The organism is Bradyrhizobium sp. B097 (genome assembly GCF_038957035.1).
Lineage (GTDB): Bacteria > Pseudomonadota > Alphaproteobacteria > Rhizobiales > Xanthobacteraceae > Bradyrhizobium.
The window spans coordinates 2,761,080-2,786,327 of the sequence record NZ_CP152412.1 but is presented as its reverse complement, the minus strand read 5'-3'; the positions used below and the strand labels follow the sequence as shown (position 1 = coordinate 2,786,327).

Here is a 25,248-nt window from a genome sequence, read left to right as displayed (position 1 = left end):
CTCCGGCTCAGACCAGATGGAAATCGCCTGCGTGCGCTTGCAGCTCCGCCGCCTTGATCCCGGCAAAGGTGATCGTATCGCCGAACGCGTCCGTTATGACAGCGCCGGCGGCGGTATCGGCCGTGTGATTGGATAGCATGTCGTTCACGCTGGTGAAGATCGACTTGTCGAGTTGCACGGCGTCATTGTGCGCAACGAAATCGGTGATCACGTTGGTGCCGAAATGCGGGCGGAACAGGAACGTGTCCGGTCCGTTGTTGCCGGTCAGCGTGTCGCCATCGCCACCGATCAGGACGTCCGGGCCATTGCCGCCGATCAGGATGTCGTGCCCCGCCGAGCCGTCGAGCACGTCCTGGCCGTTGCCGCCATTCAGTGTGGTATGGCTTCCGGCCTGGTAATCGACGCCGGGATTGAACACGACGATGCTCAGCGTCGACGACGCCGTTGCGCCATGCGGATCGGCAATCGTGTAATCGAAGGTGTCCTGCGCGACGATCTGCGATGGCAAGCCCCCCTTGTTGGCGACATAGACATAGCTGCCGTCCGCATTCAGCGTCAGCGAACCGTAGGTGCCCGCGATGGTGTGCCCGACATCGCCGGCCGCCCCGTCCACGGCGCTGACCACCGAGTGGCCCTGATCGTGGATGTCAGGATCGGTGTCGTTGGACAGCACACCGTGCGACGCGTCAACCGACAGCGTCGACTTCTTCGCCGTGCCGTTGCTGTCCGCGACCGCTATCGGCGCGTCGTTGGCGCCGTTGATGGTGACGACGACATCCTGCGTGACGGCCCCGCCATGCGCATCGTCGATGACGACGGGCAGCGTGACGGTGAGGCTCTCGCCGACCGACAGGAAATCGAGATCCTTGTCGACGATGCTGTAGCTCCAGTCGATCTTGCCTGCGTTGGTGTTGCCGACCTCGGGCATGATCGTGAACGCTGCCTCGAGCGAGGCGATTTGCGCCGGTGTGAGTTCCGACGTGTAGTCGTGCGTCGCGTCCTGCCAGGTCACCGTCTCGCCGGCGGTATCGATCGTCGCAGTCGGCCGGTCGTTGAGATCGGGATCGGTGAAGGCGATCGCGCCGGTGGTCGCATCCAACGTCGAACTTCCGGTGACGCCGGGCAATTCGCTGATCGTCCCCGTCAAGTTGGACAGTGCCGGCACCACCGACACGGGATCATTGGTGCCGGTGAAGACGACCGTGATCTGCTGGGTCGAAGTGTCGCTGACGCTCGAGCCGGTGTGGTGGTCGGCCACCGTGACGTCGTAGACCACGGTCAACGTCTCGCCCGTCGCGAGGAAGTCCAGATTCCTGTCCGCCAGGTCGAACTGCCAGTTGAGCGTCCCGCTGATGCCGTCGACGCCAATCGAATCGGTCAGCGCCGTTGCGAGGGCCGCCTGCGTCGCGAGCGGAACCGTGACGCCGCCGGACCAGGTCGCGGTATCAAACGCCTCACTCGCGGTGTGAGTGTCGCCGGCATTCGCATCGGTGAACGTCAGTGTGCCGAGAAGTTCCTGCAGCGAGGCGGAATTGGTGGTGTTGGCCAATTCGGTCAGCGGATGCGGCGATCCCGGATCGGGCGACAGCACCGGCGGACGGTTCAGCACTTCGGTCTCGTTGAATGTGCCGTCGGCGAACTCGAATTTCTGGATGTTGGTGACGGTGTCGGTGCCGTCAGGTGACCCGCCGCGCTGGTCGGCGATCTGAATCGCGCCGCTGCCGAGCAGGGTCGCGATGTATTGCAGCCGGCTGCCGCTGTAGACGACTGTGTTGGTGCCGCCCCCGCCATCGATCGTGTCGTTGCCGCCATTGCCGCGAAGCACGTTGTCGGCGGCGTTGCCGACGATCGTGTCGTTACCCGAGCCGCCATTGGCGTCCTCGATCAGCGATGCGGTCTCGGTCGGGTTAGTCGGATCGATCAGCGCATTGGCGATGTTGCCGCGCGCGAAATACTCGGCACCGCCCGCCCCGTTATTGCCGAGATCGGCGCGCTGCGCGTGCGCCGCGCTGGTGTCCAGAATGGTCCAGGCGCCGGGATTGAGATCGATGGAGAGGTTGGTCGTGTAGTTGGAGAAGTCGTAGGTATCGGTGCCACCGCCATCCCACAGCGTCATCAGCACGAAATTGCTTTGCGGCGCGCCCTGCCCGACGCCATCGATGAACTCCTCGCCGGTGGTCGCGCTCCAGGTATAGGTGGTGTTGCCGTTGTGCGCCGTGGCGCCATAGTTCGCGCCGTACATATACTGCAGCGCGGCGATGTCATCCTGCATGTAGGTGGTCGGATGATCGGGCGCGTTGTCACCATTGGTCGCATTGTCGCCAGGAAACTGGCTGTAGGTCATCACTGAGTATTCGTAGGAATTGTGATCGGCCGGCAGCGCGGGAAACGTCACGCCGTGCCCGTCCTGCGTGACGTGGCCGTGCTTCAATCCGAGATTATGGCCGGTCTCGTGCATGATGCCGGCCGCATCCTGGAAGCTGCCGAGCACCGGATTGGTGTAGCCGCCGGTGACGAACCATGCGTCGCCTTGCGCGCCCATCGCGGAGAACGGAGCGCTGCCGTTGTAGCCCAGTTCGGGCGGATTGGCCTCCGCGGTGCCGGGCGCGTTGCCGGGAACATGCAGTCCAGTGTGCAAGGCGACACTACTGTCGTCAGTGTAGTCGATCTTGTCGGCATTGGCGTAGCGCAGCGTCGCGCCGGCGCTCGTCGTCTCGGTGAAGGTGAGATTGGTGAAGCTTGCGACGTTGGCGAGCGCCGTACGCACCGCCGTCTGCTGTGCCGCGGTGAACGCGCTGAAATTGTCGATCTCCTGGTAACCGTATTCAGCGCTGCTGGTGGGAAACGAAAACGTCAGATCCTGCGCGCCGCCAGATCCCCACTCCCATCCCCAGAGAATGCCATCGATATCTTGATTGCCGGACAGATTAACAACTTGAGTCATGGGAAAACTCCGTCTTGGGTGAAATGAAAAACGTCCCCAATTCCGTTCAGTTGTCGTGCTGGCGCGAGATGCAATCCTTTCTGCTGAGGGTGATTCCGATTTCGAAATTTGCGACGCTAAGGCCGCTGGATCCGGGATTCACGAGCACCGCACCTGAAATCCGCGGCGGCGCGCGAGATTGTTAGGCTTGTGGCAACTACAAGTCAAACGTGTTTCTAACTATGACAAAGCTATAAATTGTTAGATGAATTCGTCGAAAATTTTGTGCGTGTCAGGTTACGTTCTGTGGGCAGTCACATTATGTGAGGGTAGTGTGATCGTCACAGATAAGGAGGCACGGTCCGTGACTCCAATCACACGGGATCATCGTCGATGAGCGATCTCATCATCCGACATATGCGGCCGGACGAGATCGCGCTCGCGGTGGATTGGGCCGCAGCGGAGGGATGGAATCCCGGTCTCGCCGATGCGCCCTGCTTTGCCGCCGAGGACTCGCAGGGCTTCTTCATCGGCGAGCTGGACGGCCAGCCTGCGGCGGTGATCTCCTGCGTCAATTACGGCGCGCGTTTCGCTTTCCTCGGCTTCTACATCGTGCGTCCGGATCTGCGCGGCCGCGGCCATGGCCTGAAGATCTGGAATGCGGCCATCGCGCATGCGCATCCGCGCGTGATCGGGCTCGATGGCGTGGTGGCGCAGCAGGCGAACTACCAAAAGTCCGGCTTCGCGCTCGCTTACGCCAATGTGCGCTACGGCGGCACGGTCGCAGCACCTCCGGCGCCGAACGCCAGCATCGTCGCGCTGACCGATCTGCCCATCGCGCTGGTCGAGGCCGATGACGCCACGGTGTTTCCCGCACCGCGCCCGGCCTTCCTGCGCGCCTGGATCAACGGGCCGGGACACATCGGACGCGCGCTGATGCGCGACGGCAGGCTGGCCGGCTGGGGTGTGATCCGTCCGTGTCGCACCGGCCGCAAGATCGGTCCGCTTGTCGCCGACGACCGCGCCAGCGCCGAGACCATCCTCTCGGCATTACTTGCGAGCGCAGGCGGCGGCGACATCTTCCTCGATGTCCCCGCGGTCAACCGTGACGCCGTGGCGCTGGCGCAAGGCCTCGGGCTGTCGCCGGTGTTCGAGACCGCGCGGATGTACACCGGCGCGATCCCGCCATTGCGGATCGACCGCGTGTTCGGCGTCACGACGTTCGAGCTCGGCTAGAGGAGCCCGTGCGTTCAAATGACGCACGCTCGCGAACGCGGTTCCTGTGAAGCGGCTCATAACGCGATTGTTCGATAGGGAATACACCTCTGGTTGAGCGAGAGAGCCAGTTCGGCGCACTTCCGCGCGCTGCGCTCGTCCGCAACAGAAGGAGGTGTCGCATGGCGTTCCTGTTTTTCAATTTTCGCAGCATGGGCCTCAGCGAGGCACTCGCCAATGTCGGCGAGCTCAAGGGCGTCGTCGCCAATACGCTGAAGCAGAACGGCTTCACCGATGTCGTCAATACCCAGTCAGAGGTTGCCGGCAACAAGAACGGCGTTCGCGTGTCCATCCTGCATCTGCACAATGTCGATCGCCAGTTCTGGCAGGTGTTCATGGCCGGCGGCGATACCGCGGCCACCAAGCAGACGCTTGACGACGTCGTGAACAAGGTGGAGCACCTCGCCTTCCTCTAGAGCCTCCGGTTCTGATTGAATCAGAACTGGAGCTGCAGAGCCGTGCGAAATCCCCGCGGGCAAGCCGCGGGGATTTGCGCGCCCTAAAGCGCGATGAGATCAGGTTCAATCGTCATCGCGCTTTAGCTCATTGTTTAAGCATGATCTCTTCGGAAAACCGCTTCACACTTTCCGGATCATGCTCTAGTTCGCCGCCGCGTTGACCCGCGGCGCGGCGACGTTGTCCTGCTCCAGCTCCTCGGGCAGTCCGGCGAAACGCCTTAGCGCCTTCGCCATCTTCACGCGCCCGGCAACGCCGGTGATGATGACGTCGACCATCACGAACGACGAGTGGAAGTGGCCGTGCGCCTTGAGCTGCTCGACCTTGACGCCCGCTTTCGCGAGCGCGTCGCCATAGGCAATGCCCTCGTCGCGCAGCGGATCGAACTCGCTGGTCGCGATGAACGCCGGCGGCAGTCCCTCGAGCTTGCCGCGCAACGGCGCGACGCGCGGATCGGTGCGGTCGGCCGGTGAGCAGTACAGGTCCCAGAACCAGAACATCAGGCCGCGGGTCAGGAAGTAGCCGGCCGCATTGTCGACATAGGACGGCCGGTCGAAGGAGGAGTCGGTGACCGGCGAGATCAAGAGCTGGCCTGCGATCTCGGGCCCGCCGCGATCGCGCGCGAGCTGGCAGGTCACGGCCGCGATGTTGCCGCCGGCGCTCCAGCCCGCGACCAGCACCGGCCCTGCCCTGCCGCCGAGCTCGGCGGTGTGGGCTGCGATCCAGCGCGTCGCCGCATAGCCGTCCTCGGCCGCAGCCGGGAAGCGATGCTCGGGCGCGTGGCGATAGCCGACGCTGACGATGATCATGCCGGTGCGTCGGCACAGATCGCGGCAGAACGGATCGTCCGACAGCTCGTCGCCGAGCACCCAGCCGCCGCCGTGGAAATACACCACGATCGGATGCGGCCCCGGCGTCGCCGGACGATACAGCTTGTACGGCAGCGGACCATCGGCGCCCTGCAGCACGCCGGTGCCGACCTCGCCGACCGGACGGCCGGCAGGACGGCCCTTGTTGAACTCGTTGAGGAAGTCGCGTGCGCCCTGCGCCCCCATCGTCTCGATCGGCGGCAGGTTCATCTCACCGAGCATATTGAGCACCAGCCGAACATCCGGCTGCAAACGCACCACCTCGCCGTCATTGCACTGCTCGGCAACGCCGGGACCGGAGAGCTTGAAGCCGAGCATGCCGCGCCCGACCACCTCGTTGCAGATGCTGCGATACGGACCGACGCCGCCGGTATAGGGCATCACGCCCTGCGGCTTGCCGGGCACGTTGGCGCCCGTGTACCAGGTGTTGGCGAGCCGGTGCAGCGTCAGCGTCGCGCAATCGGCCATGTGGCGTTCCCAGCCGGCCTGCGCGGTCTCGGTGGCTTCCATCGTGGTAAAGCCGGCGTCGCGCAACGCGGCGATGCGCTCGACCACCCAGTCGACATGCTGCTCGATCGACACCGCCATGTTCGACAGCACCGACGGGCTGCCGGGACCGGTGATCATGAACAGATTGGGGAAGCCCGCGACGGTGACGCCGAGATAGGTCTGCGGTCCGTGCGCCCAGACATCCGACAGCGACTTGCCGCCGCGGCCGGAGATCGGATGCACCGCCATGATCGCGCCGGTCATCGCGTCGAAGCCGGTGGCGAACACGATGACGTCGACATCGAAGCTGCGCTTGTCGGTCGAGATGCCGCCGGCGGTGATCGCCTTGATCGGTTCCTGCCGCAGATTGACCAGCGTCACGTTCGGACGATTGTAGGTCGCGTAGTAATTGGTATCGAGGCAGGGACGCTTGGCGCCGAACGGATGATCGTGCGGGGCCAGCGCCGCGGCCGTCTCCGGATCCTTGACCACGGCACCGATCTTCTCGCGGATCAGATCGCCGACCAGCCGGTTGCCGTCGACATCGACCGCCTGGTCGGCCCAGAGCTGGGTCAGGATGTGGACGAGGTCGCCCGCCGCCCACGCCCTCTCGAACCGCTCGCGGCGCTCGGCGTCGCTCAATTGCCAGCTCACCACGGTCTGCTGCGGATACGGCACCCCGGCCATCGACCAGCGCGCCTGGTCGCGATAGGCCGCGCGGTCGGTCTCGAAGAAGCTCTTGCGATCTTCCGGCGCCGGGCCGTTGCCGGCCGGCAATGCGAAGTTCGGCGTGCGCTGGAACACGGTGAGTTGCGCGGCCTGCTCGGCGATCAACGGGATCGACTGAATGCCCGATGACCCGGTGCCGATCACGGCAACGCGCTTGCCCTTCAGGTCGACACCCTGATGCGGCCAGCGGCCGGTGAAATAGATCTCGCCCTTGAAATCCTTGACGCCGTCGATCTCCGGCGGCTTCGGCGACGACAGGCAGCCGGTCGCCATGATGTAATGGCGGCACGAGACGTTGGCGCCGTTGTTGGTCGCAATCAGCCAACGCGCAGTCGCATCATCCCAGGTCGCCTGCGTCACCTTGGTGCCGAAGCGGATATCGCGGCGGAGATCGTAGCGGTCGGCGACGAAGCCGAGATAGCGCAGGATTTCCGGCTGGGTCGCGTACTTCTCCGACCAGGTCCACGCCTGATCGAGCTCGGGGTCGAACGTGTAGCTGTAATCGATGGTCTGGATGTCGCAGCGCGCGCCGGGATACCGGTTCCAGTACCAGGTGCCGCCGACGTCGCCGCCCTCTTCGAGGGCAACTGCCGAGAAGCCCGCCTTGCGCAACCGATGCAGCAGATAGAGACCGGCGAAACCGGCGCCGACGACCGCGACGTCGACCTGCTGCGTGGTTCCGCTGCGCGTGGCGTCCGAAGCGCGTGCTGCAACTGCTGCGTCTGGCATGCCATTCCTCCCGTATGTTTTGATTTGACGGAAGGCTAGCGCTGCGCTTTCAGTTTGTCATCACGACAAACGCAATCTGAGGTCGCCGCAATTATGGCGTGCGCGGCCTGGAGTGCGACGCGCAGCGCGTAGACGCAAGTGTTGACATAAGTTGTGGCGACGCCACGGGTACGAACGGCGCCACACACTTCAATGTCGTCCCGGCGAAAGCCGGGACCCATACTCCGCGGCGGATGTTGTGGACGGGACTCGTCATTCCAACGACGCGCAACAATGACCATCGGTGGTTATGGGTCCCGGCTTCGTGCGCAAGCGCGCACTCGGCCGGGACGACACCGAATATTTGGTGCCGCTTGTAAATCACGAACTCACTTGCTCTCAGGATGACGGGTTCGCGATTGCGTTCTACACGGACCGCATCAAGCCGCCATCGACGCGGATGTTCTGGCCGGTGATGTAGCCCGCGCCGTCGGAGACGAGGAACGCGATCGTCGCGGCGATCTCCTCCGCCTTGCCGTAACGCTTCATCGGCACGCTGTCGCGGCGCGCGTCGGTTGCCGGCAGGCTGTCGATCCAGCCCGGCAGCACATTGTTCATGCGGACGTTGTCGGCCGCGTAGCTGTCGGTGAACAGTTTTGTGAACGCGGCGAGCCCGGCGCGGAACACCGCAGAGGTCGGAAACATCGCGCTCGGCTCGAAAGCCCAGGCGGTGGAGATGTTGACGATCGCGCCCGACTTCTGCGCCTGCATGTGAGGTGCGACGAGACGTGTCGGGCGGATCACGTTCATCAGGTAGACGTCGAGACCGGTGTGCCACTGGTCGTCGGTCAATTCCAGCACGCCCGCACGCGGGCCATGGCCGGCGCTGTTGACCAGCGCATCGATGCGGCCCCACCGCGCCATCACGCCGTCGACGGCGCGCTTCAGATCGTCGTTCGAACGGTTCGAGCCGGTGAAGCCGATGCCGCCGAGCTCGCCGGCCAGCGCCTCGCCCTTGCCCGACGACGACAGGATCGCAACGCGAAATCCATCTGCGGCAAGCCGCCGCGCCGCCGCCGCTCCCATGCCGCTGCCGCCTGCGGTGACGAGTGCGACCTTCTCTGCTGTCATGATCGAGATCCCATTTGATGACGAACCTGAAGCAAGGTCTATCATCAGGGATCGGGCAGCGCGACAGGCGGGGCGGCGCTCAGGACGAGGTCGCGGCAAGAGCGATCAAGACGACAAAGACGCCAAGTGGCACAAGATGAGAAAAATCACGGTGGCGCATAACGGTGAAAACCGCGGCCGCAATGATGGCCGCCCCAAGCACGAGGCCAACAACCCGACTGGCGGGAATTGCAATCAGAACAGCGCTGATCACCTCCAATCCACCGGTCAAAATGCCCCACCAGCGCGGGTAGCCCCACCGAGCGAAATCGCTTTGCGTCGCTGAGGTGCTGATCGCGTTGAAGAGGCCTGCGCCAAAGAAGCCAGCAGCGAGCAGCCAGATTGAGAGAGCATGCATCATCTCAGGGCACCCCAATGATCAGGGGCATCGCCGCAAGGACCATGATCACCGCCGTGACACCGTGCATGCCGAAGGCGCTGCTGGTGGAGCCTTTCGCGGCAAGAATGAGCAGCATGTCGCCGATGGGGATGATGGCTTCAACCAGCAGGATGATGCCGACCTCGCGCGGCGCGCCGAACACCATGAACGCCAATACGGCCAGTCCCGCCGCAATGTCGCGCACCCCCTTGAGGCGAAGCCACCAGGCGACGTTGGGACCATTTTCAGGAAGCGGCAGGCCGAAACTGCGTGTCGCGGTTGTCGGGCTCGCGACATAGAGGGTGCCGATCGCGATAATTCCCAGGGCCAGCAGCAATCCCGTTCCGAGCGCAAGCCAATGCATCACACGTCCTCATCCAGCTTAAGAACCATATCTAGCACTGCTAGATAAATAGCATTGCTAGAATATCAAGCATCGATATGATATTGACATATCTGGGCCTTCCAGGTGCGAGAGATCGAGGATTGGGTATCACGGAGCGAAAAGGCAGGGACCGGGCTGAGCGCGAGCATCGCATTGTCGCGGCAGCTCGGGTGATCGCAGAGCGTGAAGGATGGGATGCCGTTACGGTCCGCCGTCTCGCCGACGAGATCGAATATAGCCAGCCCGTCCTCTACTCACATTTCAAGAACCGGGATGCGATTGTTGCGGCAGTTGCAGTCGAGGGCTTCAAGGAGCTCACGGTCGCACTTCGCGAAGCAGCGAGCGGATCGACAGGGCGAAGCGCCCTCAAGAATGTCGCCCTGGCCTATCTCGCCTTTGCGCTGGATCGTCCCGCGCTTTACGACGCCATGTTTGTCCTGCCAACGGATTTGCGGTTCGCCGAAGCTGGCACCAGACCCGAACTGCGGGCCGGTTTCGAAGCACTCGCGGCGGTCGTCGCGCCGTTTTGCGTCGAGGTAGCTGATGTGACCGAGACTTTTTGGGCAGCCCTTCATGGGGTCGCCACACTCGAACGTTCAGGCAGAATTCGGCCCAGCGCGCGCAACGAGCGCATCACGCTAATTGTGCGAGCGATCGTCGTGTCAGGAAAAAGCCCGCGTACTGGCGACTGAGGCCGTTCGGTCGAAGGACGGCTTCGGCGCATTGGGATGACGGCTGTGCGCTTATGAGTCTGCGCGCTGGTCTGCGCGCAGTGTCGCACTACTTCCGGAACACCTGCTTCGAACAGGCGTCGAACCTGGCGACCGGCCGATCCATCTGCCACAGTTCGACATCATGGCGGTCGACAAGACGGCTGGCCGACGTGACGGCCGCATCGTCGTCGCTGCAATCCATGTTGACCACGCCGATGGATCGGCTGTGCGGTCCGACGATATAGGCGCGATAGGTCGTCATCTTCGTTCTCCGGCTGCTGCGGCGAAGATGAGCGCGAGGACGTATGAATTCGAGAAGAGCCGCGACGAGATCTTATAAAGACGGAATAGGCGCCCGCCCCAAACAGCCCACCACGCGCGGCAGGCCGCGCGAAGCCGCCGTCAGGCCGGCGCGCCGTTCTTGAGCAGCTTCGCCACGGCGGCAACCAGCTCGTCGGGCGAGAACGGCTTGTTCAGCAGCACGCTGTCCGGCACGCCTCGGGTCGGCCACTCGTCGCCGCCGCCGCCGGTGATGTAGAGCACCGGGAATGACGGATCGATCTCGCGGGCGCCGCGCGCCACCCGCCAGCCGTCGAGCCGGCCAAGCAGGCGGATGTCGGTGACCAGTGCACTGTATTTGGTGCGGAACGCCTTCAGCAGCGTCAGGGCTTCCTCGCCCGAGCCTGCGATCGCCGGCTCATAGCCGCCGTCCCTCAGGGCGTCCTCTACCATCATCTGAAGATCACGATCGTCTTCGATGACGAGAATGATCGGCACGTCTTGCAAAGCTATCCCCCAGAAATCAGCCGGGTGCGCCCGGTTCAGCGAGCATATGCAGCAAATAGTGGCTACCGTTTGCACGGCATCCCCAGTAAAAATACGGGTATCAGACGCGTCCCTATTCGTCGGCGAATTCGTCTTCTTCGTTGACCCCCGCCTTACCCCGCGGAGTCGGCTTTCTGCCGCCAAGCGATCCTGTGACATAAGGTTCGCGCGCTGCATAGGGGCTACGGCCGCCGGCGTGCGCCGCGACCTCTTCGCCTGAGACGGCAGCGGGCTGGCAGATCAGGCGCCGGCTGGCCCGGCGCATCAGATCCACATGGATGTGGTCGTAGTGATAGACGTTTGAACCCGGCGCCAGCACCGTGGTGAATTGCTGGCAGGCAGCGGCCTGGACATCGCGCAGGAAGCCCTGCTCCTCCGGCAGACCCTTCCAGCCATCCTTCACCGAGATGCGTCGGCCGTCAGAGAGCGTGAAGGCCGCGATATCGAGCGCATTGCCGAAGGCGTGCTCGGAAATATGCGCGTGCGAATTGCCGTTCATGCCGCGGCAGGAATAGGCCGAGATCTGCTTGATCTCGACGACGCGCGCGCCGAACCAGCGCTGCGCCGCCGGCTGCACGGACTCGGCAAGCCAGCGCTCCAGCACCGAGACGATCGGACACGCCAGCGTTGCGGCAGGCTTCACTGCAACCGGGCCGACCGTCATCACCGGATTGCCGCCCGACGGACCGAGCCGTGGCGGCGGTGGCGCGCCTGGCGGTTGCTGCGAATACGGCGCAGGTGAATAAGGCGCGGTCGCGCCCTCGCGCTGCGGATTACTGCGCAGGCCAGGATAATAAGGTCGCTCGCCGCTGGCATCGGGCGAGCCGTCCGGCGGCAGGTCGATCTCGCCCTGCTGCGGCGGGACGCCGGGCGCCGACAGCGACACCGGTCCGTTCGGTTGGCTGCCATAGTTCGGCTGCCCGACGGCCTGTTCGGAGTACGGCGCCTGCGCGGGCGGCGGGCTCGGCTGACGATTGATCGGCCAACGTGGCTGGTTGCCGACCGACGCCGGCGGACGCAGGCTGTCGTCGGCAAATCCGTAAGCCGAACTGGCTTCGCCGAGCGCGGCGACCTTGAGCGGAAACTCGGCGCCGCAGACGCCGGGGCCGGAAATCGGATCGATGCGGACGAGGTCCGGGCCTTCCTTGACCGCGCCTGATTTCAGGCATGCGGCCTCAGCCTCGGCCCGCCACGGTTCGCGCTCGGCAGTCTGAAACAGACCGCGGCCGCAACCAGCAAGCGACACAAGGACAAGGGAGCCGACGAGATACAAACGAACTCCACGCGTCATGGCGCGGAGGTTCTGCGAATTTGATTAAAGACTCTTCAACGCATTTCGACTGTTTGATTTCAGGTGCCTTTAACCATGCGGCGGAACCCGGCAGCGCAATTCGCGCGACCGCATCGTTCTCGTTGTGTCATCAACTGTGGCGAACGCTCCGCATCACGTCGCAGCGGAGCGACGCCACCGCATTGTTGTGGTCGAGAAGGCATTGAGGTTCGACATCCTGCGGCATCGTTATTGACCTTTTGATTGTGTTTCAAAGCACCACAATCTTTCTGAGACATGACAGACGGTATTCGGAACCGGCAGCCTGACCGCAACCCGCAACGCCGCGGAATTTATTTGCGGGCGCTTCAACGTCTTGATTCGCCGCCTGTTTGAGCCACGCATCGCAATGCGGCATCGCGTGGGAACATCGAGCTTGGCAGCAAGGCTGACTTTTTCGGCCAGGAACCTCTTGCTAGCTTTTGCGTTAATGCGGGCACGTTGTGAGCCAAGGGAGCTTCCCAATGGATTTCGCGAGTCCTCTGCTGAGCAAGCTGAGCATTGTGGCCGCGTACATCGCGTTCGCCTTCGTCGGCGCCATCATTCTCGGCGTGTTCTAAAGCATTCGACCAGGCCATGAGTTCAGCGCCCGGCGGCCGCCCCCGCCGGGCGCTTTGCTTTCTTGCGATAGCTGATTCCGTCACCCTGAGGAGCGCGAAGCGCGTCTCGCAGGGTCGACGGCCACCAGCCGGGCCGTTCATCCTTCGAGACGGCCACTGCGCGGCCTCCTCAGGATGACGGTGATGGAGTGCCTTACACCCGTCGTCATCTCAAAAATTCGAGCAGCTCGATCCGGTGACGCCGCCGATCGTAAAATCGTGGCAGACGAGGCCGGGATTATCAGGGTCGGGATAGCCGTCGTCGCGTCGGCGCGGCTCGCGAATGGTGTGGCTGAAGCGCCAGCCGCGGGCGCGCATGCAGCTCTTGTATTGCCGCGACGTCGGCATGCCGTTCTGCGGCGCGCCGAATTCTGCATCGCAGACCGCGGCGTCGGCATGCAGGGCGTCGTCGCCGCGCGTCTGTTTCAAGATGTTGGTGTAGATGTCGCTGTCGGCATGGGCGGCGGCGACGCTGCCGGCGAGCAGCAGCGCGACCAGGCTCAGGCGTTTCATGTTTGCCTCCATCGCTTGCGAGGACAGCGTTGACCTCTATCGGTCGCGTGCGAGGCGGCAAACGGTTCGAAGGCATCCGGTTACAAATTGGACAGCTGCGCGTTCAGGAGCGCGGCTCGCCCCGGAACTGGCCCTGCGTGATCACGCGCTGCCGTGCGTGCGAGACGCGGACCCAGTCGGCACCGGTGCAGTAGACGCGGCCGAGCGCGCAGGACGAGACCCGCAGTCTGTCGGCGCCCTTCAACTCGATCGTGCCGTAACGGATGTTGCCGCTGTCCTGGCTGTAGACGCCGCCGTTCCAGCGCGCGTCCGTCTTCGGCTTCATGTTGATCAGCACCACTTCACCGAGATCGCGCGTGGTCCTGTCGAGCGCATAGCCGCACAACGCCGTGCCGCAGAGCCAGATGCGCACCAGATTGTTGGTTTCGGTCTGCCAGTCGCCGATCGGACCGTCGTCGGGTTCGTCGGCCTCGCGCGAGACACGTATCACCGGCGGCGCCGGACGCGCAGGCGCCGCGGGCACCGCGGCCGGCGGCGGAGCTGCGACAACCGGCGGTGGCTGCGGCGTCATCACCCGCGGCTGCGACGGTGCTGACGGTGGCGGAGCGGCAGCAGGCGCGACTGGGGCGGGCTTATAAACGATGACTGGCAGAGGCGCGGGAGGTGCTGCCGGCACAGGCGCGGGCAGCACGCTCGCAGCCGGCGTGGCAGGGATCGCTGCTGTTGCCGCCGGCGCGCGCACCGGCTTCAGCGTGCGACCGTTGTCACCGCCGTCGTCGCGCCTGGAGCCGCCTGAGACCGAGATGCACGACAAGGAGCGGCAGCGCATCGAATCCAGATAGACGCGGTGGCCGCCAACCGAGAACGAGATGCCCTCACCGGCATGGGCGAACGGCGTGAACAGCATCAGCACGACGAGCAGGCAGAAGCGCTTCATCGAAGCCTCCAAAACATCCGATGACGCTTAAGGTCGCCGTGCTCGCGGCGCAGTGATCTCCGTCACCGTGGCGAGCCATTCGGCTCAGCCCCGCAACGTGATGCACATCACGGAAACCGGAGCCGGCGGCACGTAGCGTCCGGACCAATCGATCCAGCCCCGCTCAACGCCATGGAGACTTAAGATGAAGAAGCTCGTTGCGATCGCCGCGCTGCTGATGGCCACCACATCAGCGTATGCCGGCGGCACCGGCATCACCTTCCAGATCGACGGCCAGCGCATCCATGTCGAGGCGCCGCGCAATTGCAGCGCGCTGTCCTGCATCCGCATCTCGGCGCCGGGCTATAGCGGCACGATCGGCGGCATCAGCAAGAATCTCGGCTCGAAGTCCGACGACGATGACGATGTCGCCTCGACGAGCCCACCGCCGCCCGCGCCGCCGCCTGTGCCCGCAGCTGCGCCGGTTCAGGCCGCCGCGCCGCAGCCGGCCGCGCCGGTCGCTGCCGCTGTCCCGCCGCCTCCGCCGCCCCCTGCGCCACCGGCAACGATTGCGACGGCAGCCCCCGCGCCGGTTGACTCCGCGCCCGCTGCGCCTGCACCGGTCTCGGCCACCGCGCAGCCTGCGCCGCAGCCGCAAGCCGCTCCGGTTGCCCTCGCACCTGCACCGGCGACCGGACCGATCGGCGTCTGGGCCACCGAGGAGAACAAGGGCAACGTCCGCGTCGAAGCCTGCGGCACCAATCTGTGCGGCTACTCCGAGAAGACCAACGAACGTATCCTGATCAACATGAAGCCCGATGGCAGCAAGTGGAGCGGCCGCATCCACGATCCCGACTCCGGCCGCAACTACGACTCGACGATCGCGATGAAGGGCCCGAATGCGATGCGCGTGCAGGGCTGCGCCTTCGGCGGCATGTTCTGCGGCGGCCAGACCTGGAAGCGGGTCAGCTAAGGCCTTCGATCTCCGAGAAGGAACCGGTTGGCGGACCTCATCACAGCCGTCGTCCCTGCGAAAGCAGGGACCCATACGCCGCGGCGGATGTGATGAACGGGACTTGTCGTTACAGGACCGTTCGACAATGCCCATTGGTGGTTATGGGTCCCTGCTTTCGCAGGGACGACACCGAGTTTGTGCATGGGGCGGTGTCCAGGTGATTGCCGGTCCGGCGGTCGCTTCATGTCGGTCGCCGGACGCGCTATACGTGCCGCCGTGTCGAAGTTGAATCGAACCTGCGGGCGGCTTGCGATGGCGATGACGGCTCTTGAACTCGGTCTCCGCGGCGCGGTGGTCGCGCTGTTCCTGGTGGTTTGCGCGGTGCTGCTGCTGCGTTACGCGGCGGTGCATCGCGCCGCGCATCTCGGTGCCGCGATGGGCGTGGCCGGCGCGGCCTACGCGATTACGACCGCACCCTTCTTCCCTTCGTCGTCATTCGGCTGGAGCTCTCCGTTCGTCGCCTTCGCGATGGGCTCGCCGGTGATCTTCTGGCTGTGGGCGCGCGCGATGTTCGACGAGCGGTTTGCCCTGCGGCCCTGGCATGCGGCGGTGTGGACGCTGCTCGCCGGCCTTGGCGTTGTGAGCCATAATTGCTGGACGATCTGGCCCGATCTCGCCGGGCCGTGCGGCCGCGCCCTGGCGCTGGCGACGATCGCCTTCGCCGTGCTCGGGATCGCGCAACTTCCGAAGGGATGGCGTACCGCCGTGACGACGGCACGCGGCCGGATCCTGATCGCGCTGCTGATCGGCATCGGCCTTCAGATGATGTTCGCCGCGGCGGCCGGGCTCGCCGCGATCCCGACCCGGTCGATCAGCCTCAGCGCCGCGCTCGCGCTTGGCGCATTCGCGCTGATCGCGATCTGGATGATGCTGTTCGATCCGCCCGAGAGCCAGCCGGCGGTTGCTGGCGGCAGAACCGGCCAGGCGGCACCGGTCGCGCGTTCGCTCGCCAATACCGGTCCGCCTGCCTCCCGCCAGGCCGCGCTCAATCACCTCAAGCACCTGATGGCGACCGAGCGGACCTACCGGCAGGAGGGGCTGACCATCGGCGTCTTGGCGGTCAAGCTCGGCATGCCGGAATACCGGCTGCGCACGCTGATCAATGACGGGCTCGGCCACCGCAACTTCAACGCCTTCCTCAACCGCTACCGGCTCGACGAAGCCAAGGCGGCGCTCGCCGATGCCGGCCAGGCCGAGGTGCCGGTGCTGACGATTGCGCTCGATGCCGGGTTCCAGTCGCTGGCGCCGTTCAACCGCGCCTTCAAGGCGGACACCGGGCTGACGCCGACCGAGTTTCGGCGCCGGGCGACGGCCGCGCAAACAACGGACGCTGCGGAAATCGCCCGGTCGGGGTGAGAATTCACTCCTCGATTTCAGAAATCGATAGGCTTGCGGCCCCACAACCTGCCTAGCTGTGCCGACACAGGCGCGGATCGCGCCAGGGCGTAACACGGCAAGCGGAGTTCGACGGCCGATGAAGCACTTTTTGACCGCGGCAAAGCTGCTGGCCCTCGACCTGGCATCGACCCTCGTCTTTCTTGTTCTGTTCCTGCTGACGCACAACACCGCGCTCTCGGTCGGTATCGGCATCGCGTTCGGCGCCACGCAGATCGGCATCCAGATGGTGCGCCGGAGACGGATCGACACCATGGAATGGCTCAGCCTGTTCCTGGTGGTCACCGCCGGCACCGCGACTTTGCTCACGAATGACCCGCGCTTCGTGCTGTTCAAGCCGAGCGTGATCTACGCAATCGTCGGCGTCGTGATGCTGAAGCCCGGCTGGCTCAACCGCTATCTGCCCGAGATCGCGCAGACCGTCGTGCCCGATGTCGCCGTCATGGTCGGCTACGCCTGGGCAGCCCTGATGTTCACCTCCGCCGCCGTGAACGCCTTCGTCGCGCTGACCTGCGAGATCACGACATGGGCTGTCGTGATGCCGATCTTCGGCATCGTCAGCAAGATCGTGGTGTTCCTCGGCGGATTTGCCGCGATCCGCCTCGCCGCCAGGCGCCGCATCCGCGCCATGCCCGAAGCCCAGCGCGAGGCCGTGCTCGCGCTCGAGGGGGCTCCGGCGGCGGCGACACCGTAGGCGCTGACGTTACCCGTCGGCGTGTGGTTAACGAAACAAACCGGCGTGCGACGAAACCATTTTGCCGTGCGCACGAAGAATTGCCGAAACCAAGCCTCCCTCATGATGCCTTCGACGACGCGCTGCAACGGCGCGCTCACCACAAGGGGGACATCATGGCTTTCACCGCTTCGACGCTTCGTCACGGCCAACTGCTGGCGGCAACCGCGTTCACGCTCGGTCTCTTGACCTCCGCGTCCTATGCCTACACCGACGAGCAGCAGCAGATGTGCACTGGCGATGCGATGCGGCTGTGCAGCTCGGAAATCCCCGATGTCGATCGCGTCACCGCCTGCATGGTCCGGCAGCGCGCGCTGCTCAGCGACGGCTGCAAGGCGGTGTTCCACTACGTGCCGCCGGCGACCGCCGCGCAGCCTGCAAGCTATGCGCCCACGGCCAAGCCTGCGAAGCCACTCAACATCGCTCCCCACAAGCGCGGCTAACCAAAACCCCAACAACGACCAAGCGCCGCGCTTCCTTCCGGGAGTGCGGCGCTTGATCGTTCGGGGCCGCCATGACAACAAGGCAGGACCGTTCATTCGGCATTCAGCCTGACGCGGCTCAATTGCCGATCCCCAATGCCTCCCGGGAATCGATGGTGATGCGCCGCGCCTTCCTTTATGCGCTTCTGCTTGGTGCCGGCGTCACGATCGGTTGGCATGCAACGGCCAATGCCGCACCGGACCTGACGCAGCTCGCGCAAGCGCAGCCTGCTCCGGCGCCTTCGGCCGCCCCGGCGCCGAGTGCGACACCGTCAACGCCAGCGCCTGCCACGCCTGCACCCGCTCCGGCCGCCGCGCCGCAGGCCACCGCGCCCGAGCCGATCGGCAACGTCGCGACGCTGACCGGCACCGCCACCGTCACGCGCAACAACACCACGACGCCGTTGCAAATCCGCGACGACATTTTTGCCAATGACGACGTCGCCACATCCGCGACCTCCTCGCTCGGCATCACCTTCAACGACGGCACCACCTTCAACCTGCGGGCCAACGCCAGGATCACGATCGACAATTATGTCTACGAGGACGGCGGCCAGCAGAACAGCGCGCTGTTCAACGTCGCCAAGGGCACGGCGGCGTTCGTCGCCGCCGCCGTCGCCAAGACCGGCGACATGAAGATCTCGACGCCGACCGCAACCCTCGGCATCCGCGGCACCACCGGCCTTGTCGAAGTGCCGGAAGGCGCGACCGCGACCAGCAACAATGTCGGCATCAAGCTCTATCCCGACGCCGACGGACATGTCGGCCGCATCGAGGTCAACGACCGCGGCGGCGCCTCGCTCGGCGTGCTGACGCGCGGGGCGAGCGGATTTGCGATTCGTCCAGGCACTGGCGGCGCGCGCTTCGCCGCGGTGCCGCTGACGATCTCGCCGCAACAGATGACGCGCGACCAGGGCTTTGTGCGCGCGGTACATTCCGCACAGACGTTGGGCCGTCAGGTCGTGACCGAGCAGCGCGACTTCCGCCGCGCCAACCCCGACTTCCGCCGCACTAATCCGGCCGCGCCCTATCCGAATCGTGGCCAGCCGGTGCAGCCGAACCCGCAGCGTCAGAACGGCCTGCCGGGCCAGAACCGCAATGCGCCGCAGCAGCCGGGTCAGCAAAACCGTCCGGACCAGTTGCAGCAGCCCGGCCAGCCGAACCGTCCGGGCCAGCCGCAGCAACCGGGCAAGCAACCGGGCACACCTGGCCGGCAGGGCTCGCAGCAGCAGCCGGGCACGCAGCAGCAAGGCGGCGCACAACACGCGCTGCCCGGCCAGCCCGGCGGCACGACGCTGCCACACACGCCCGGTGTCCAGACGCCAGCCGGACAACGGCCTGCGCGACAGCCTGCGCGCCAAGAACCTGCGCGCCAAGACCCCACGCGCCAAGGCGGCGCGACGTCACCCGGCGGGCAACAATCGCCTGCACGTCAAGGCGGTCTGCAACCCGGTCGCACACCGGCGCCGGGCGGCGTGCGTCAGCCAGGTCAACCGGGTCAGCCAGGCGTGCCGCGACAGGGCGCGGCCCAGCCTGCGCCGCAGGCACCCGGCCAGGCGCGGCCCGGCATTCAGCAGGACGCACCGGGTCCGCGTCCGGGCGTACAACGGCCCGCAGTGCAGGCACGCCCCGCCTTCCAGCAACGGCGCGCGCCGCCGCCGCGCGCCGCGAGGCCGCCGCCCAAGGACAAGCGTCACAATTGATCGATCGCAGCAATGTCATGCTCATCTGAGCTTCTTTGACGAGCTTCTGCGATCCGACGCGCGAGCGTGGCACCGGCGAGAACGCCGGCACCACGCTCCAATCGACGAACAGCGAGCGGCAGATCAACCCTGCCTGGTGATCACAGCCTCCAGATATTCGCTGGGGATCACCAGCGTTCCATCCCTGGCGGCATTGAACTGGTCCATCAGGCCGAACAGGTCGGCGGCGAGCAGTTGCTGCTTGACGGCATCGATCGCCCCGAAGGCTTTCAACACCGGACCGTAATAGGTGCGGAAGATCTCGAGGAAATGCTCGCGCGATCTGTACCGGAAATTGAAGTGCCTGCGTTTGGCGTCAACCCTGGCCTGCGCGCCGAACAGGGCGGCGAGATGGGCTTCGGTGCCCCATAGCCCGGGAGATTTGACGCCCGGCGCCGGCGGCACATATTTGCCGATGGTCTTGAACAGCTGGCCGATGAAACCCTCCGGTGTCCAGCTCGCAAGGCCGATCTTGCCGCCGATGCGGCAGACACGGCGCAATTCATTCGCCGCCTGCTGCTGGTCGGCGGTGAACATGACACCGAAAGTCGACAGCACGACGTCGAAGCTCGCATCCGCAAACGGCAGCCTCTCCGCGTCCGCTTCCTGGAACGTAACCGGCAGCCGCTCCGCGGCCGCACGCTCGCGGCCGCGCTCGAGCAACGCTCCGACGTAATCGGTCGAGACCACGTCGGCAAAACGCCGCGCCGCGGCCAGCGTCGCATTGCCGTTGCCGGCGGCGACGTCGAGCACCATTTGATTGCTGCGCAAGTCGACCGCCTCGCAGAGCGTTTCGCCGACGATCTGAAGCGTGGTGCCGACGATCGCGTAGTCTCCCGAGCTCCAGGCGGCTTGCTGGCGCGCCTTGACGGCGGCGAGATCGACGGTGGGCATTTTGGTCTGAACGTTCATGTGTATCTCCTTTGAAAAATGTGTCGCGCGGCCGGCGGCGAAGCTGCTGGCTTCGCCTGATGTCCGCGAGTTGCGCCAATGGGCGTCGTGCAATGACTTCAATGTGCTGCGAGCTAGCTGCGACGGTCGAGAAGGACCGGGATGGTGGACGCGGCAACAATGCTCCAATCCGAACGATGCCTGCAGCCGGGCCCACTGCGCTGAGGCCAGGCCGCCTGCTGCGCCGGAGCTACATGATGCTCCCGAACCACAGGCTCCTCCGCTCGCGTGAACACGGGTGACGACAGACCCGCGATCATCAGCCCGAGCAATGCGCTGCGAATGATCGGCCGAGAGCCGCGGTTGCCGGCGCCCTTCGACCGCCGGCCGCCGAGATCGCGCGACATCAAGCAATTTGCCTGACGCTCGCGGCGTGCGAGCATCCCTGCGACCGACTGATTGACGATCCGGCGGATGCGCAAAAGCAGAATGAAAAAATGCCTTCGCACCGGATTGTAGAAGGACTCCATGGATGAAATCGACATTATCGTTCCCTTGATCGAAGTGTGATGGCGCCCCGGATAATGGTTGGGCCGGGATGCGCCATGCGACGCCTCGCAGGCGTCATTCGGCTGCAATGGGCGGTTGGATGGGATCGCCACGCACCACCACTGTGGTCGCGACCTTGTAGAATTCCTCACCCGGCATGCCGACGCAGCGCGCATGATCGCGGATCGAGTCACCGTCACGCGCCTCGTAGATGCAGAAAGTGCCAATGCGACCATCTGCCTCATGCACGACGTAGCTGCGGATCCAGCGGACGCGGTCCGGCATCTGCTCGTCGCCGATCCTGGCGGACGTTGCGCCTGCAAGCTCCAGCTCGCCCATGTTTGCCCAGGCGCTCGGACGGCGAATGACATAGAGTTCCATCGAAATCTCCTCAGTTTACGACTGTTGGACAGCGGCCACGATGATCTCGGGCCATGATGAGCTATAGGCGCTGTCGATGCCGACTGTCCTTACCGCGGACTGATCATTGTCTGATCTTTGTCTGAACCTTTTCCGGCGCCCCCGGACCCATACACATGGCATTCTCATTTGGACTGTTCGAGCTTGATGAAGCTGGACGCGTGCTGCTGTGCGCGCGGCAGGAAGTCGCTTTGCAGCCGCGTGTGTTCGATCTGCTGGTCTACCTTGTCCACCACCGCGACCGGGTCGTCTCCAAAGACGAGTTGCTCGAGGCTGTCTGGCCGGACGTCACGGTCACCGACAACTCGCTGCAGCGGGCGGTGAGTTCGTTGCGCGCCGCGCTGCGCAAGGGCGGCATGGAGGGCGCGATCCGGAATCTGCCGGGCAAGGGATATCGGTTGTTCGTTGATTCCGAGATCAGGCAGCCGGAACGCATTGACCCCAAGCAAGTCGATGACGCCGTCGGTGCAATCGGCCTTGCCCGACGCGCGGCCGCAGGGCAATTGTGGCTGCAGGCAGCCACACTGTTCGCGAGCGCGGATGAAGACGGCCGGCTCAACGCTGAAGACTTGCACCAATGGGCGCTCGCCCTGCAATGCCTCGGCAGGACCGCGGCAACGATTCCGATTCTGGTTCGCGCGGTCGCCGCGCGCAGCGAGGCCGGCGACGCTGCCGGAGCAGCGGTCGACGCCATCGCGCTCTCGGGCCTGCATTTCGAGAGCGGTCAGGCCGCCATCGGAAAAGGTTGGCTCGCGCGCGCGGAAGATTGGGCCTCGAGGCTCGATGATCCTCCGACGACGGCCCTGCTGTTATGGATGAAGTCCAAACTGGCGGCCTTCGATGGCGAGCCGGAACAGGCACTTGCGCTGGCCGACACGGCCTACACCGCCGTCAGATACAAGGACGCGCTCAACATCGAAGCTCTGAGCCTGGCCTATCGCGGCTTCTATCGGCTATGTCTCGGCGACACGCACGGCGGACTGGCCGATCAGGACCATGCCGCCGCGGTCGCACTGTCCAGCACCAACCTGGATCCGATCATGGGCGGCAGCCTCTACTGCAACATTCTCTGGGCAGCCCGGATGTTCGGAGATTGGGCACGGGCCGACCAGTGGACACGGAGTTACCAGAATTTCTGTTCGAGCAGCGGTATGGAACTGACAGGTTCATGCCAGCTGCATCGCTCCGAGGTGCTCGGCATCAGGGGCTCGCTCGACGAAGCGCTGGCTCGGATTCAAGACGCGCTCGCGCGCCTGACCAGCGATGCGCCATGGTCGATGGGCGATGCCAACCGGGTGCTGGGCGACATTCTGTCTGCGATCGGCAATGACGATGCAGCGCTCGAAGCCTACGACAGGGCTTACACGATGGGTTGGTGCCCGGAGCCAGGCCGCGCGATGTTGTTGCTCGCAAGAGGCGAAGCGGAGGCCGCCCATGCGAGCCTCGAACGCAGCTTGATCGGCAAGACCTGGTGGACCCTGCAGCGACGGGGAATCCTGCTCGCACATCTGGCGCTGGTTGCGGCACACACGCATCGGAGCGGCCAGGCCAAGGCATTGATCTGCGAACTTTCCGGAAGTCCGGATCGCTGGCCGATGCCCTCGATCCGCGCGCTCACCAACGAAGCGCAGGCGATCCTCGCGCTTTCCCGGCAGGACCATGAAGCAGCCATGCGACATCTCCATCTCGCCCGCCAGCTGTGGTCCAGCATCGAAGGGCGGGTCCAGATCGTGCGGCTGAGGCTGCAGATTTCCAGGCTCGAGCTGGAGCGCGGCGACGTTCGCGGCGCCGCGGCCGAAGTTCACGCGGCACAGCTTCTGGCAAATGAATTGGGTTCGCCCAAGCGCGTTGCCGAATGTCTTGCCTTGCAGCGCGACATCGACGCCTGGCAGCCGACCGCGCGACGTCAGATGTGCGGGTGATCAGGCCGCGCGGCGCAGCCAGTCACGTACGCGCTCGATCAGGTTCTTGCGCGGGATAGGCTGCACGGCCGTGGCAACGGGCGCGATTTGGCGCGCGGATGACGGCGATTTTTCGGATGCATCCGCCGCCGGCGCCCCCGCAATATCGGACATCTCCGCCATGACCGGCACCTCAGCGGGCGCCGGCGCGTCGACGACGACGGGCATCTCGGCATCCACGGTCACTTCAGTGCCCACGGACGCTTCAGCGACCGCCGGTATCTCTGCGCCAGCGGGAGCTTCAGGGTTTGCAGGCGTATCGATGACCACCGGCGCGCCAGCGACCGGCTCGTCTTCGGCAAGCTGCACGCGTCGTCGCTCTGCAGCGGCGGCCCGCGCACGCGCGCGCCGCTCGCGCTCGGCGTTCGCCGCGGCCTGCAACGCGATCGGGCCGACATTCTCCAGGAACGCACGTTCATAGCCGCGCGACAGGCGATCGAGCGCTTCATCGAGCGGCAGCCAGTCGACTTCTCTGACGTCGCTCATCAACGCGCGCACCGGCTTGCCGCCGGCATCCATGCGCCAGTAATGCACCACCTTGGAACGGCCGCCTGAATCATAGACCAGCGTGCCGAGGAATTCGTGCACCTCGACGTCGTGGCCGGTTTCCTCCAGCACCTCGCGCTCGGCGGCCGCGCGCGGCGTCTCGCCATCGTCGAGCTTGCCCTTGGGCAGCACCCACTCATTGCGCTTGCGCAGGCGCACGACGGCGAAGCACTGCGGTGCGTCCCGCCGCAGCACAATGCCTCCCGCCGCCAGAACAGGCGTCCGCGCCATCTCGTGTCCATCAGGTTTGCGATTTAGGATCGTCGCGACGATCCCGCGTATCTTAAAGCATGATCCGGAAAAGTGGAAACCGGTTTTCCGAGCAGATCGTGCCCAAAGAATGGCGCGCAGGAAACAGCGAGATCAGTTCGTAGGCTTTTTCAACAGCGGCTCGCCGCATTTGATCCGCGTTCCCTCCGCGACATTGTCGCAGAATTCGAAATTGCCGGGCGCGAGCACGATGATGGTCGAGCCGTGCTCGAACCAGCCGAGTTCGTCGCCCTTCTTGACATGCGCGTCACAGGGGAAATCCACCGGGCCGCGCGACTGCGCGTTCAGCGTGACGTCGAGGAAATGCAGGCGGAGGCTCGCCACCAGGATGGCGGCGACCGGAACCAGTGTCAGCGCCTCGCCGGTTGGAAGCTTCGCGCGCAGCACCGCGCGCTCGTTCTTGCAGAACAGCCGCTCGATCCGCTTCAGCGCGATCGGATTGACGTTCCAGACGTCGCCATGAATGAACGTGACCTTGTCGATCGCAAGATCGTACGGCGCATGGAAGCGGTGATACATGCTCGAGGTCAGCCGCAGCGTGACGAAGCGGCCGTTCCTGTGCTGCTCCACCAGCGCGGGATCGCCAACCAGATCGAGCAGCGAGTAAGGCGCGCCCTTGACCTGGAACAACTGCCCGTCCTCGATCCGCCCATGCGCGCCGATGATCGCATCCGACGGGCTCGCGATGATGGCGGGATCGGCAGCCGCGGGGCGCAGGCCGGGCTTGAGCTCGCGGGTAAAGCAATCGTGCAAACTCTTGAATTCGGTCTTCTTCGCCTCGGACAGATCGAGGTCGGAGAACAGCTTCCAGCAGGCGATCGAGGCGTCGCGCACCAGGGGGTTCTCGACCTTGGAGAACCAGCCCATGAAGCGGGTGATCGCCGCCCGCGGAATCCGGTTGGTTAGCAGGAAATTGAGGTCTTCCTGCTGGGTGAATGCCGAGATCAGGCCCTTGACTGTCATGA

24 protein-coding genes are annotated in these 25,248 nt (G+C 65.0%); 9 read left to right on the top strand and 15 right to left on the bottom strand.

The window, feature by feature from the left end:
- Window positions 1-7: 7 nt before the first annotated feature.
- Window positions 8-2,944, bottom strand: a complete 2,937-nt coding sequence (locus tag AAFG07_RS12900) for an Ig-like domain-containing protein (RefSeq protein ID WP_342727597.1) — start codon at window positions 2,942-2,944, stop codon at window positions 8-10.
- Between the two features lie 372 nt (window positions 2,945-3,316).
- On the opposite strand from AAFG07_RS12900, the gene AAFG07_RS12895 reads away from it, so the two are divergent.
- Window positions 3,317-4,159 carry a GNAT family N-acetyltransferase gene (locus AAFG07_RS12895; protein WP_342727596.1) on the top strand — a complete coding sequence of 281 codons (843 nt, stop codon included), beginning with the start codon at window positions 3,317-3,319 and terminating at the stop codon, window positions 4,157-4,159.
- A gap of 161 nt (window positions 4,160-4,320) precedes the next feature.
- The gene (locus AAFG07_RS12890) at window positions 4,321-4,614 is read left to right on the top strand and encodes a hypothetical protein (RefSeq protein ID WP_092115942.1); all 294 of its coding nucleotides are present in this window, start codon (window positions 4,321-4,323) and stop codon (window positions 4,612-4,614) included.
- A 183-nt stretch (window positions 4,615-4,797) separates the two neighbouring features.
- On the opposite strand, the gene AAFG07_RS12885 is transcribed toward AAFG07_RS12890, so the two are convergent.
- The 4 genes from AAFG07_RS12885 to AAFG07_RS12870 all read right to left on the bottom strand — a co-directional run bounded on the left by AAFG07_RS12885 (window position 4,798) and on the right by AAFG07_RS12870 (window position 9,362).
- On the bottom strand, window positions 4,798-7,470 hold the full coding sequence (locus AAFG07_RS12885) for an alpha/beta hydrolase fold domain-containing protein (protein WP_342727595.1): 2,673 nt from the start codon (window positions 7,468-7,470) through the stop codon (window positions 4,798-4,800).
- Window positions 7,471-7,875: 405 nt separating this feature from the next.
- Window positions 7,876-8,580, bottom strand: a complete 705-nt coding sequence (locus AAFG07_RS12880; RefSeq protein WP_342727594.1) for an SDR family oxidoreductase — start codon at window positions 8,578-8,580, stop codon at window positions 7,876-7,878.
- Window positions 8,581-8,659: 79 nt separating this feature from the next.
- Complete coding sequence (locus AAFG07_RS12875) at window positions 8,660-8,980, bottom strand: DoxX family protein (RefSeq protein ID WP_342727593.1); 321 nt, start codon at window positions 8,978-8,980, stop codon at window positions 8,660-8,662.
- A 1-nt stretch (window position 8,981) separates the two neighbouring features.
- Window positions 8,982-9,362, bottom strand: coding sequence for a DUF4267 domain-containing protein (locus AAFG07_RS12870; RefSeq protein WP_342727592.1), 381 nt, complete (start codon window positions 9,360-9,362; stop codon window positions 8,982-8,984).
- Window positions 9,363-9,484: 122 nt separating this feature from the next.
- On the opposite strand from AAFG07_RS12870, the gene AAFG07_RS12865 reads away from it, so the two are divergent.
- A complete protein-coding gene (locus tag AAFG07_RS12865) occupies window positions 9,485-10,075 on the top strand; it encodes a TetR/AcrR family transcriptional regulator (protein ID WP_342727591.1) in 591 nt (196 codons plus the stop codon).
- An 88-nt stretch (window positions 10,076-10,163) separates the two neighbouring features.
- Here AAFG07_RS12865 and AAFG07_RS12860 read toward each other — a convergent pair whose 3' ends face one another.
- The 5 genes from AAFG07_RS12860 to AAFG07_RS12840 all read right to left on the bottom strand — a co-directional run bounded on the left by AAFG07_RS12860 (window position 10,164) and on the right by AAFG07_RS12840 (window position 14,300).
- Entirely contained in the window at window positions 10,164-10,358 is a 195-nt protein-coding gene (locus tag AAFG07_RS12860) for a hypothetical protein (protein ID WP_342727590.1), read from the bottom strand.
- A gap of 140 nt (window positions 10,359-10,498) precedes the next feature.
- Entirely contained in the window at window positions 10,499-10,882 is a 384-nt protein-coding gene (locus tag AAFG07_RS12855) for a response regulator (protein WP_092115949.1), read from the bottom strand.
- 112 nt (window positions 10,883-10,994) lie between these two features.
- Window positions 10,995-12,212 (bottom strand): extensin family protein, encoded by a 1,218-nt coding sequence (locus AAFG07_RS12850; RefSeq protein WP_342727589.1) that lies wholly within the window; start codon window positions 12,210-12,212, stop codon window positions 10,995-10,997.
- 809 nt (window positions 12,213-13,021) lie between these two features.
- Window positions 13,022-13,363 carry a hypothetical protein gene (locus tag AAFG07_RS12845; RefSeq protein WP_342727588.1) on the bottom strand — a complete coding sequence of 114 codons (342 nt, stop codon included), beginning with the start codon at window positions 13,361-13,363 and terminating at the stop codon, window positions 13,022-13,024.
- Between the two features lie 103 nt (window positions 13,364-13,466).
- Entirely contained in the window at window positions 13,467-14,300 is an 834-nt protein-coding gene (locus AAFG07_RS12840; protein WP_342727587.1) for a DUF2147 domain-containing protein, read from the bottom strand.
- Window positions 14,301-14,484: 184 nt separating this feature from the next.
- Between AAFG07_RS12840 and AAFG07_RS12835 the strand changes: the two genes are divergently transcribed.
- The 5 genes from AAFG07_RS12835 (at window position 14,485) to AAFG07_RS12815 (ending at window position 19,607) form a co-directional block, all read left to right on the top strand.
- The gene (locus tag AAFG07_RS12835) at window positions 14,485-15,252 is read left to right on the top strand and encodes a DUF2147 domain-containing protein (RefSeq protein WP_342727585.1); all 768 of its coding nucleotides are present in this window, start codon (window positions 14,485-14,487) and stop codon (window positions 15,250-15,252) included.
- Between the two features lie 294 nt (window positions 15,253-15,546).
- Entirely contained in the window at window positions 15,547-16,650 is a 1,104-nt protein-coding gene (locus AAFG07_RS12830; RefSeq protein WP_342727584.1) for a helix-turn-helix domain-containing protein, read from the top strand.
- 118 nt (window positions 16,651-16,768) lie between these two features.
- The gene (locus AAFG07_RS12825) at window positions 16,769-17,383 is read left to right on the top strand and encodes a septation protein IspZ (RefSeq protein WP_342727583.1); all 615 of its coding nucleotides are present in this window, start codon (window positions 16,769-16,771) and stop codon (window positions 17,381-17,383) included.
- Between the two features lie 155 nt (window positions 17,384-17,538).
- Entirely contained in the window at window positions 17,539-17,865 is a 327-nt protein-coding gene (locus AAFG07_RS12820) for a hypothetical protein (RefSeq protein ID WP_342727582.1), read from the top strand.
- Window positions 17,866-18,017: 152 nt separating this feature from the next.
- The gene (locus AAFG07_RS12815; RefSeq protein WP_342729139.1) at window positions 18,018-19,607 is read left to right on the top strand and encodes a FecR domain-containing protein; all 1,590 of its coding nucleotides are present in this window, start codon (window positions 18,018-18,020) and stop codon (window positions 19,605-19,607) included.
- Between the two features lie 123 nt (window positions 19,608-19,730).
- On the opposite strand, the gene AAFG07_RS12810 is transcribed toward AAFG07_RS12815, so the two are convergent.
- The 3 genes from AAFG07_RS12810 to AAFG07_RS12800 all read right to left on the bottom strand — a co-directional run bounded on the left by AAFG07_RS12810 (window position 19,731) and on the right by AAFG07_RS12800 (window position 21,467).
- Window positions 19,731-20,558: a class I SAM-dependent methyltransferase gene (locus AAFG07_RS12810; protein WP_342727581.1), complete on the bottom strand. Its 828-nt coding sequence runs from the start codon at window positions 20,556-20,558 to the stop codon at window positions 19,731-19,733.
- Window positions 20,559-20,671: 113 nt separating this feature from the next.
- On the bottom strand, window positions 20,672-21,067 hold the full coding sequence (locus tag AAFG07_RS12805) for a hypothetical protein (RefSeq protein ID WP_342727580.1): 396 nt from the start codon (window positions 21,065-21,067) through the stop codon (window positions 20,672-20,674).
- Window positions 21,068-21,161: 94 nt separating this feature from the next.
- Entirely contained in the window at window positions 21,162-21,467 is a 306-nt protein-coding gene (locus tag AAFG07_RS12800; RefSeq protein ID WP_092125941.1) for a nickel-binding protein, read from the bottom strand.
- A 200-nt stretch (window positions 21,468-21,667) separates the two neighbouring features.
- On the opposite strand from AAFG07_RS12800, the gene AAFG07_RS12795 reads away from it, so the two are divergent.
- Window positions 21,668-23,428 carry a winged helix-turn-helix domain-containing protein gene (locus AAFG07_RS12795; protein WP_342727579.1) on the top strand — a complete coding sequence of 587 codons (1,761 nt, stop codon included), beginning with the start codon at window positions 21,668-21,670 and terminating at the stop codon, window positions 23,426-23,428.
- On the opposite strand, the gene AAFG07_RS12790 is transcribed toward AAFG07_RS12795, so the two are convergent.
- Entirely contained in the window at window positions 23,429-24,244 is an 816-nt protein-coding gene (locus AAFG07_RS12790; protein WP_342727578.1) for an NUDIX domain-containing protein, read from the bottom strand.
- 132 nt (window positions 24,245-24,376) lie between these two features.
- Window positions 24,377-25,246 carry an archaetidylserine decarboxylase gene (asd, locus tag AAFG07_RS12785; protein WP_342729138.1) on the bottom strand — a complete coding sequence of 290 codons (870 nt, stop codon included), beginning with the start codon at window positions 25,244-25,246 and terminating at the stop codon, window positions 24,377-24,379.
- Between the last annotated feature and the right edge of the window lie 2 nt (window positions 25,247-25,248).

Excerpts from the sequence above, each read along its gene's own strand:
- AAFG07_RS12870 (WP_342727592.1), bottom strand. The coding sequence starts at position 9,362 with ATGCATTGGCTTGCGCTCGGAACGGGATTGCTGCTGGCCCTGGGAATT.
- AAFG07_RS12810 (WP_342727581.1), bottom strand. The coding sequence starts at position 20,558 with ATGAACGTTCAGACCAAAATGCCCACCGTCGATCTCGCCGCCGTCAAG.
- AAFG07_RS12825 (WP_342727583.1), top strand. The coding sequence starts at position 16,769 with ATGAAGCACTTTTTGACCGCGGCAAAGCTGCTGGCCCTCGACCTGGCA.
- AAFG07_RS12790 (WP_342727578.1), bottom strand. The coding sequence starts at position 24,244 with ATGGCGCGGACGCCTGTTCTGGCGGCGGGAGGCATTGTGCTGCGGCGG.
- AAFG07_RS12890 (WP_092115942.1), top strand. The coding sequence starts at position 4,321 with ATGGCGTTCCTGTTTTTCAATTTTCGCAGCATGGGCCTCAGCGAGGCA.
- AAFG07_RS12820 (WP_342727582.1), top strand. The coding sequence starts at position 17,539 with ATGGCTTTCACCGCTTCGACGCTTCGTCACGGCCAACTGCTGGCGGCA.
- AAFG07_RS12815 (WP_342729139.1), top strand. The coding sequence starts at position 18,018 with ATGGTGATGCGCCGCGCCTTCCTTTATGCGCTTCTGCTTGGTGCCGGC.
- AAFG07_RS12850 (WP_342727589.1), bottom strand. The coding sequence starts at position 12,212 with ATGACGCGTGGAGTTCGTTTGTATCTCGTCGGCTCCCTTGTCCTTGTG.
- AAFG07_RS12845 (WP_342727588.1), bottom strand. The coding sequence starts at position 13,363 with ATGAAACGCCTGAGCCTGGTCGCGCTGCTGCTCGCCGGCAGCGTCGCC.
- AAFG07_RS12900 (WP_342727597.1), bottom strand. The coding sequence starts at position 2,944 with ATGACTCAAGTTGTTAATCTGTCCGGCAATCAAGATATCGATGGCATT.
- AAFG07_RS12840 (WP_342727587.1), bottom strand. The coding sequence starts at position 14,300 with ATGAAGCGCTTCTGCCTGCTCGTCGTGCTGATGCTGTTCACGCCGTTC.
- asd (WP_342729138.1), bottom strand. The coding sequence starts at position 25,246 with ATGACAGTCAAGGGCCTGATCTCGGCATTCACCCAGCAGGAAGACCTC.
- AAFG07_RS12875 (WP_342727593.1), bottom strand. The coding sequence starts at position 8,980 with ATGATGCATGCTCTCTCAATCTGGCTGCTCGCTGCTGGCTTCTTTGGC.
- AAFG07_RS12800 (WP_092125941.1), bottom strand. The coding sequence starts at position 21,467 with ATGGAACTCTATGTCATTCGCCGTCCGAGCGCCTGGGCAAACATGGGC.
- AAFG07_RS12895 (WP_342727596.1), top strand. The coding sequence starts at position 3,317 with ATGAGCGATCTCATCATCCGACATATGCGGCCGGACGAGATCGCGCTC.
- AAFG07_RS12880 (WP_342727594.1), bottom strand. The coding sequence starts at position 8,580 with ATGACAGCAGAGAAGGTCGCACTCGTCACCGCAGGCGGCAGCGGCATG.
- AAFG07_RS12885 (WP_342727595.1), bottom strand. The coding sequence starts at position 7,470 with ATGCCAGACGCAGCAGTTGCAGCACGCGCTTCGGACGCCACGCGCAGC.
- AAFG07_RS12835 (WP_342727585.1), top strand. The coding sequence starts at position 14,485 with ATGAAGAAGCTCGTTGCGATCGCCGCGCTGCTGATGGCCACCACATCA.
- AAFG07_RS12860 (WP_342727590.1), bottom strand. The coding sequence starts at position 10,358 with ATGACGACCTATCGCGCCTATATCGTCGGACCGCACAGCCGATCCATC.
- AAFG07_RS12805 (WP_342727580.1), bottom strand. The coding sequence starts at position 21,067 with ATGGAGTCCTTCTACAATCCGGTGCGAAGGCATTTTTTCATTCTGCTT.
- AAFG07_RS12830 (WP_342727584.1), top strand. The coding sequence starts at position 15,547 with ATGGCGATGACGGCTCTTGAACTCGGTCTCCGCGGCGCGGTGGTCGCG.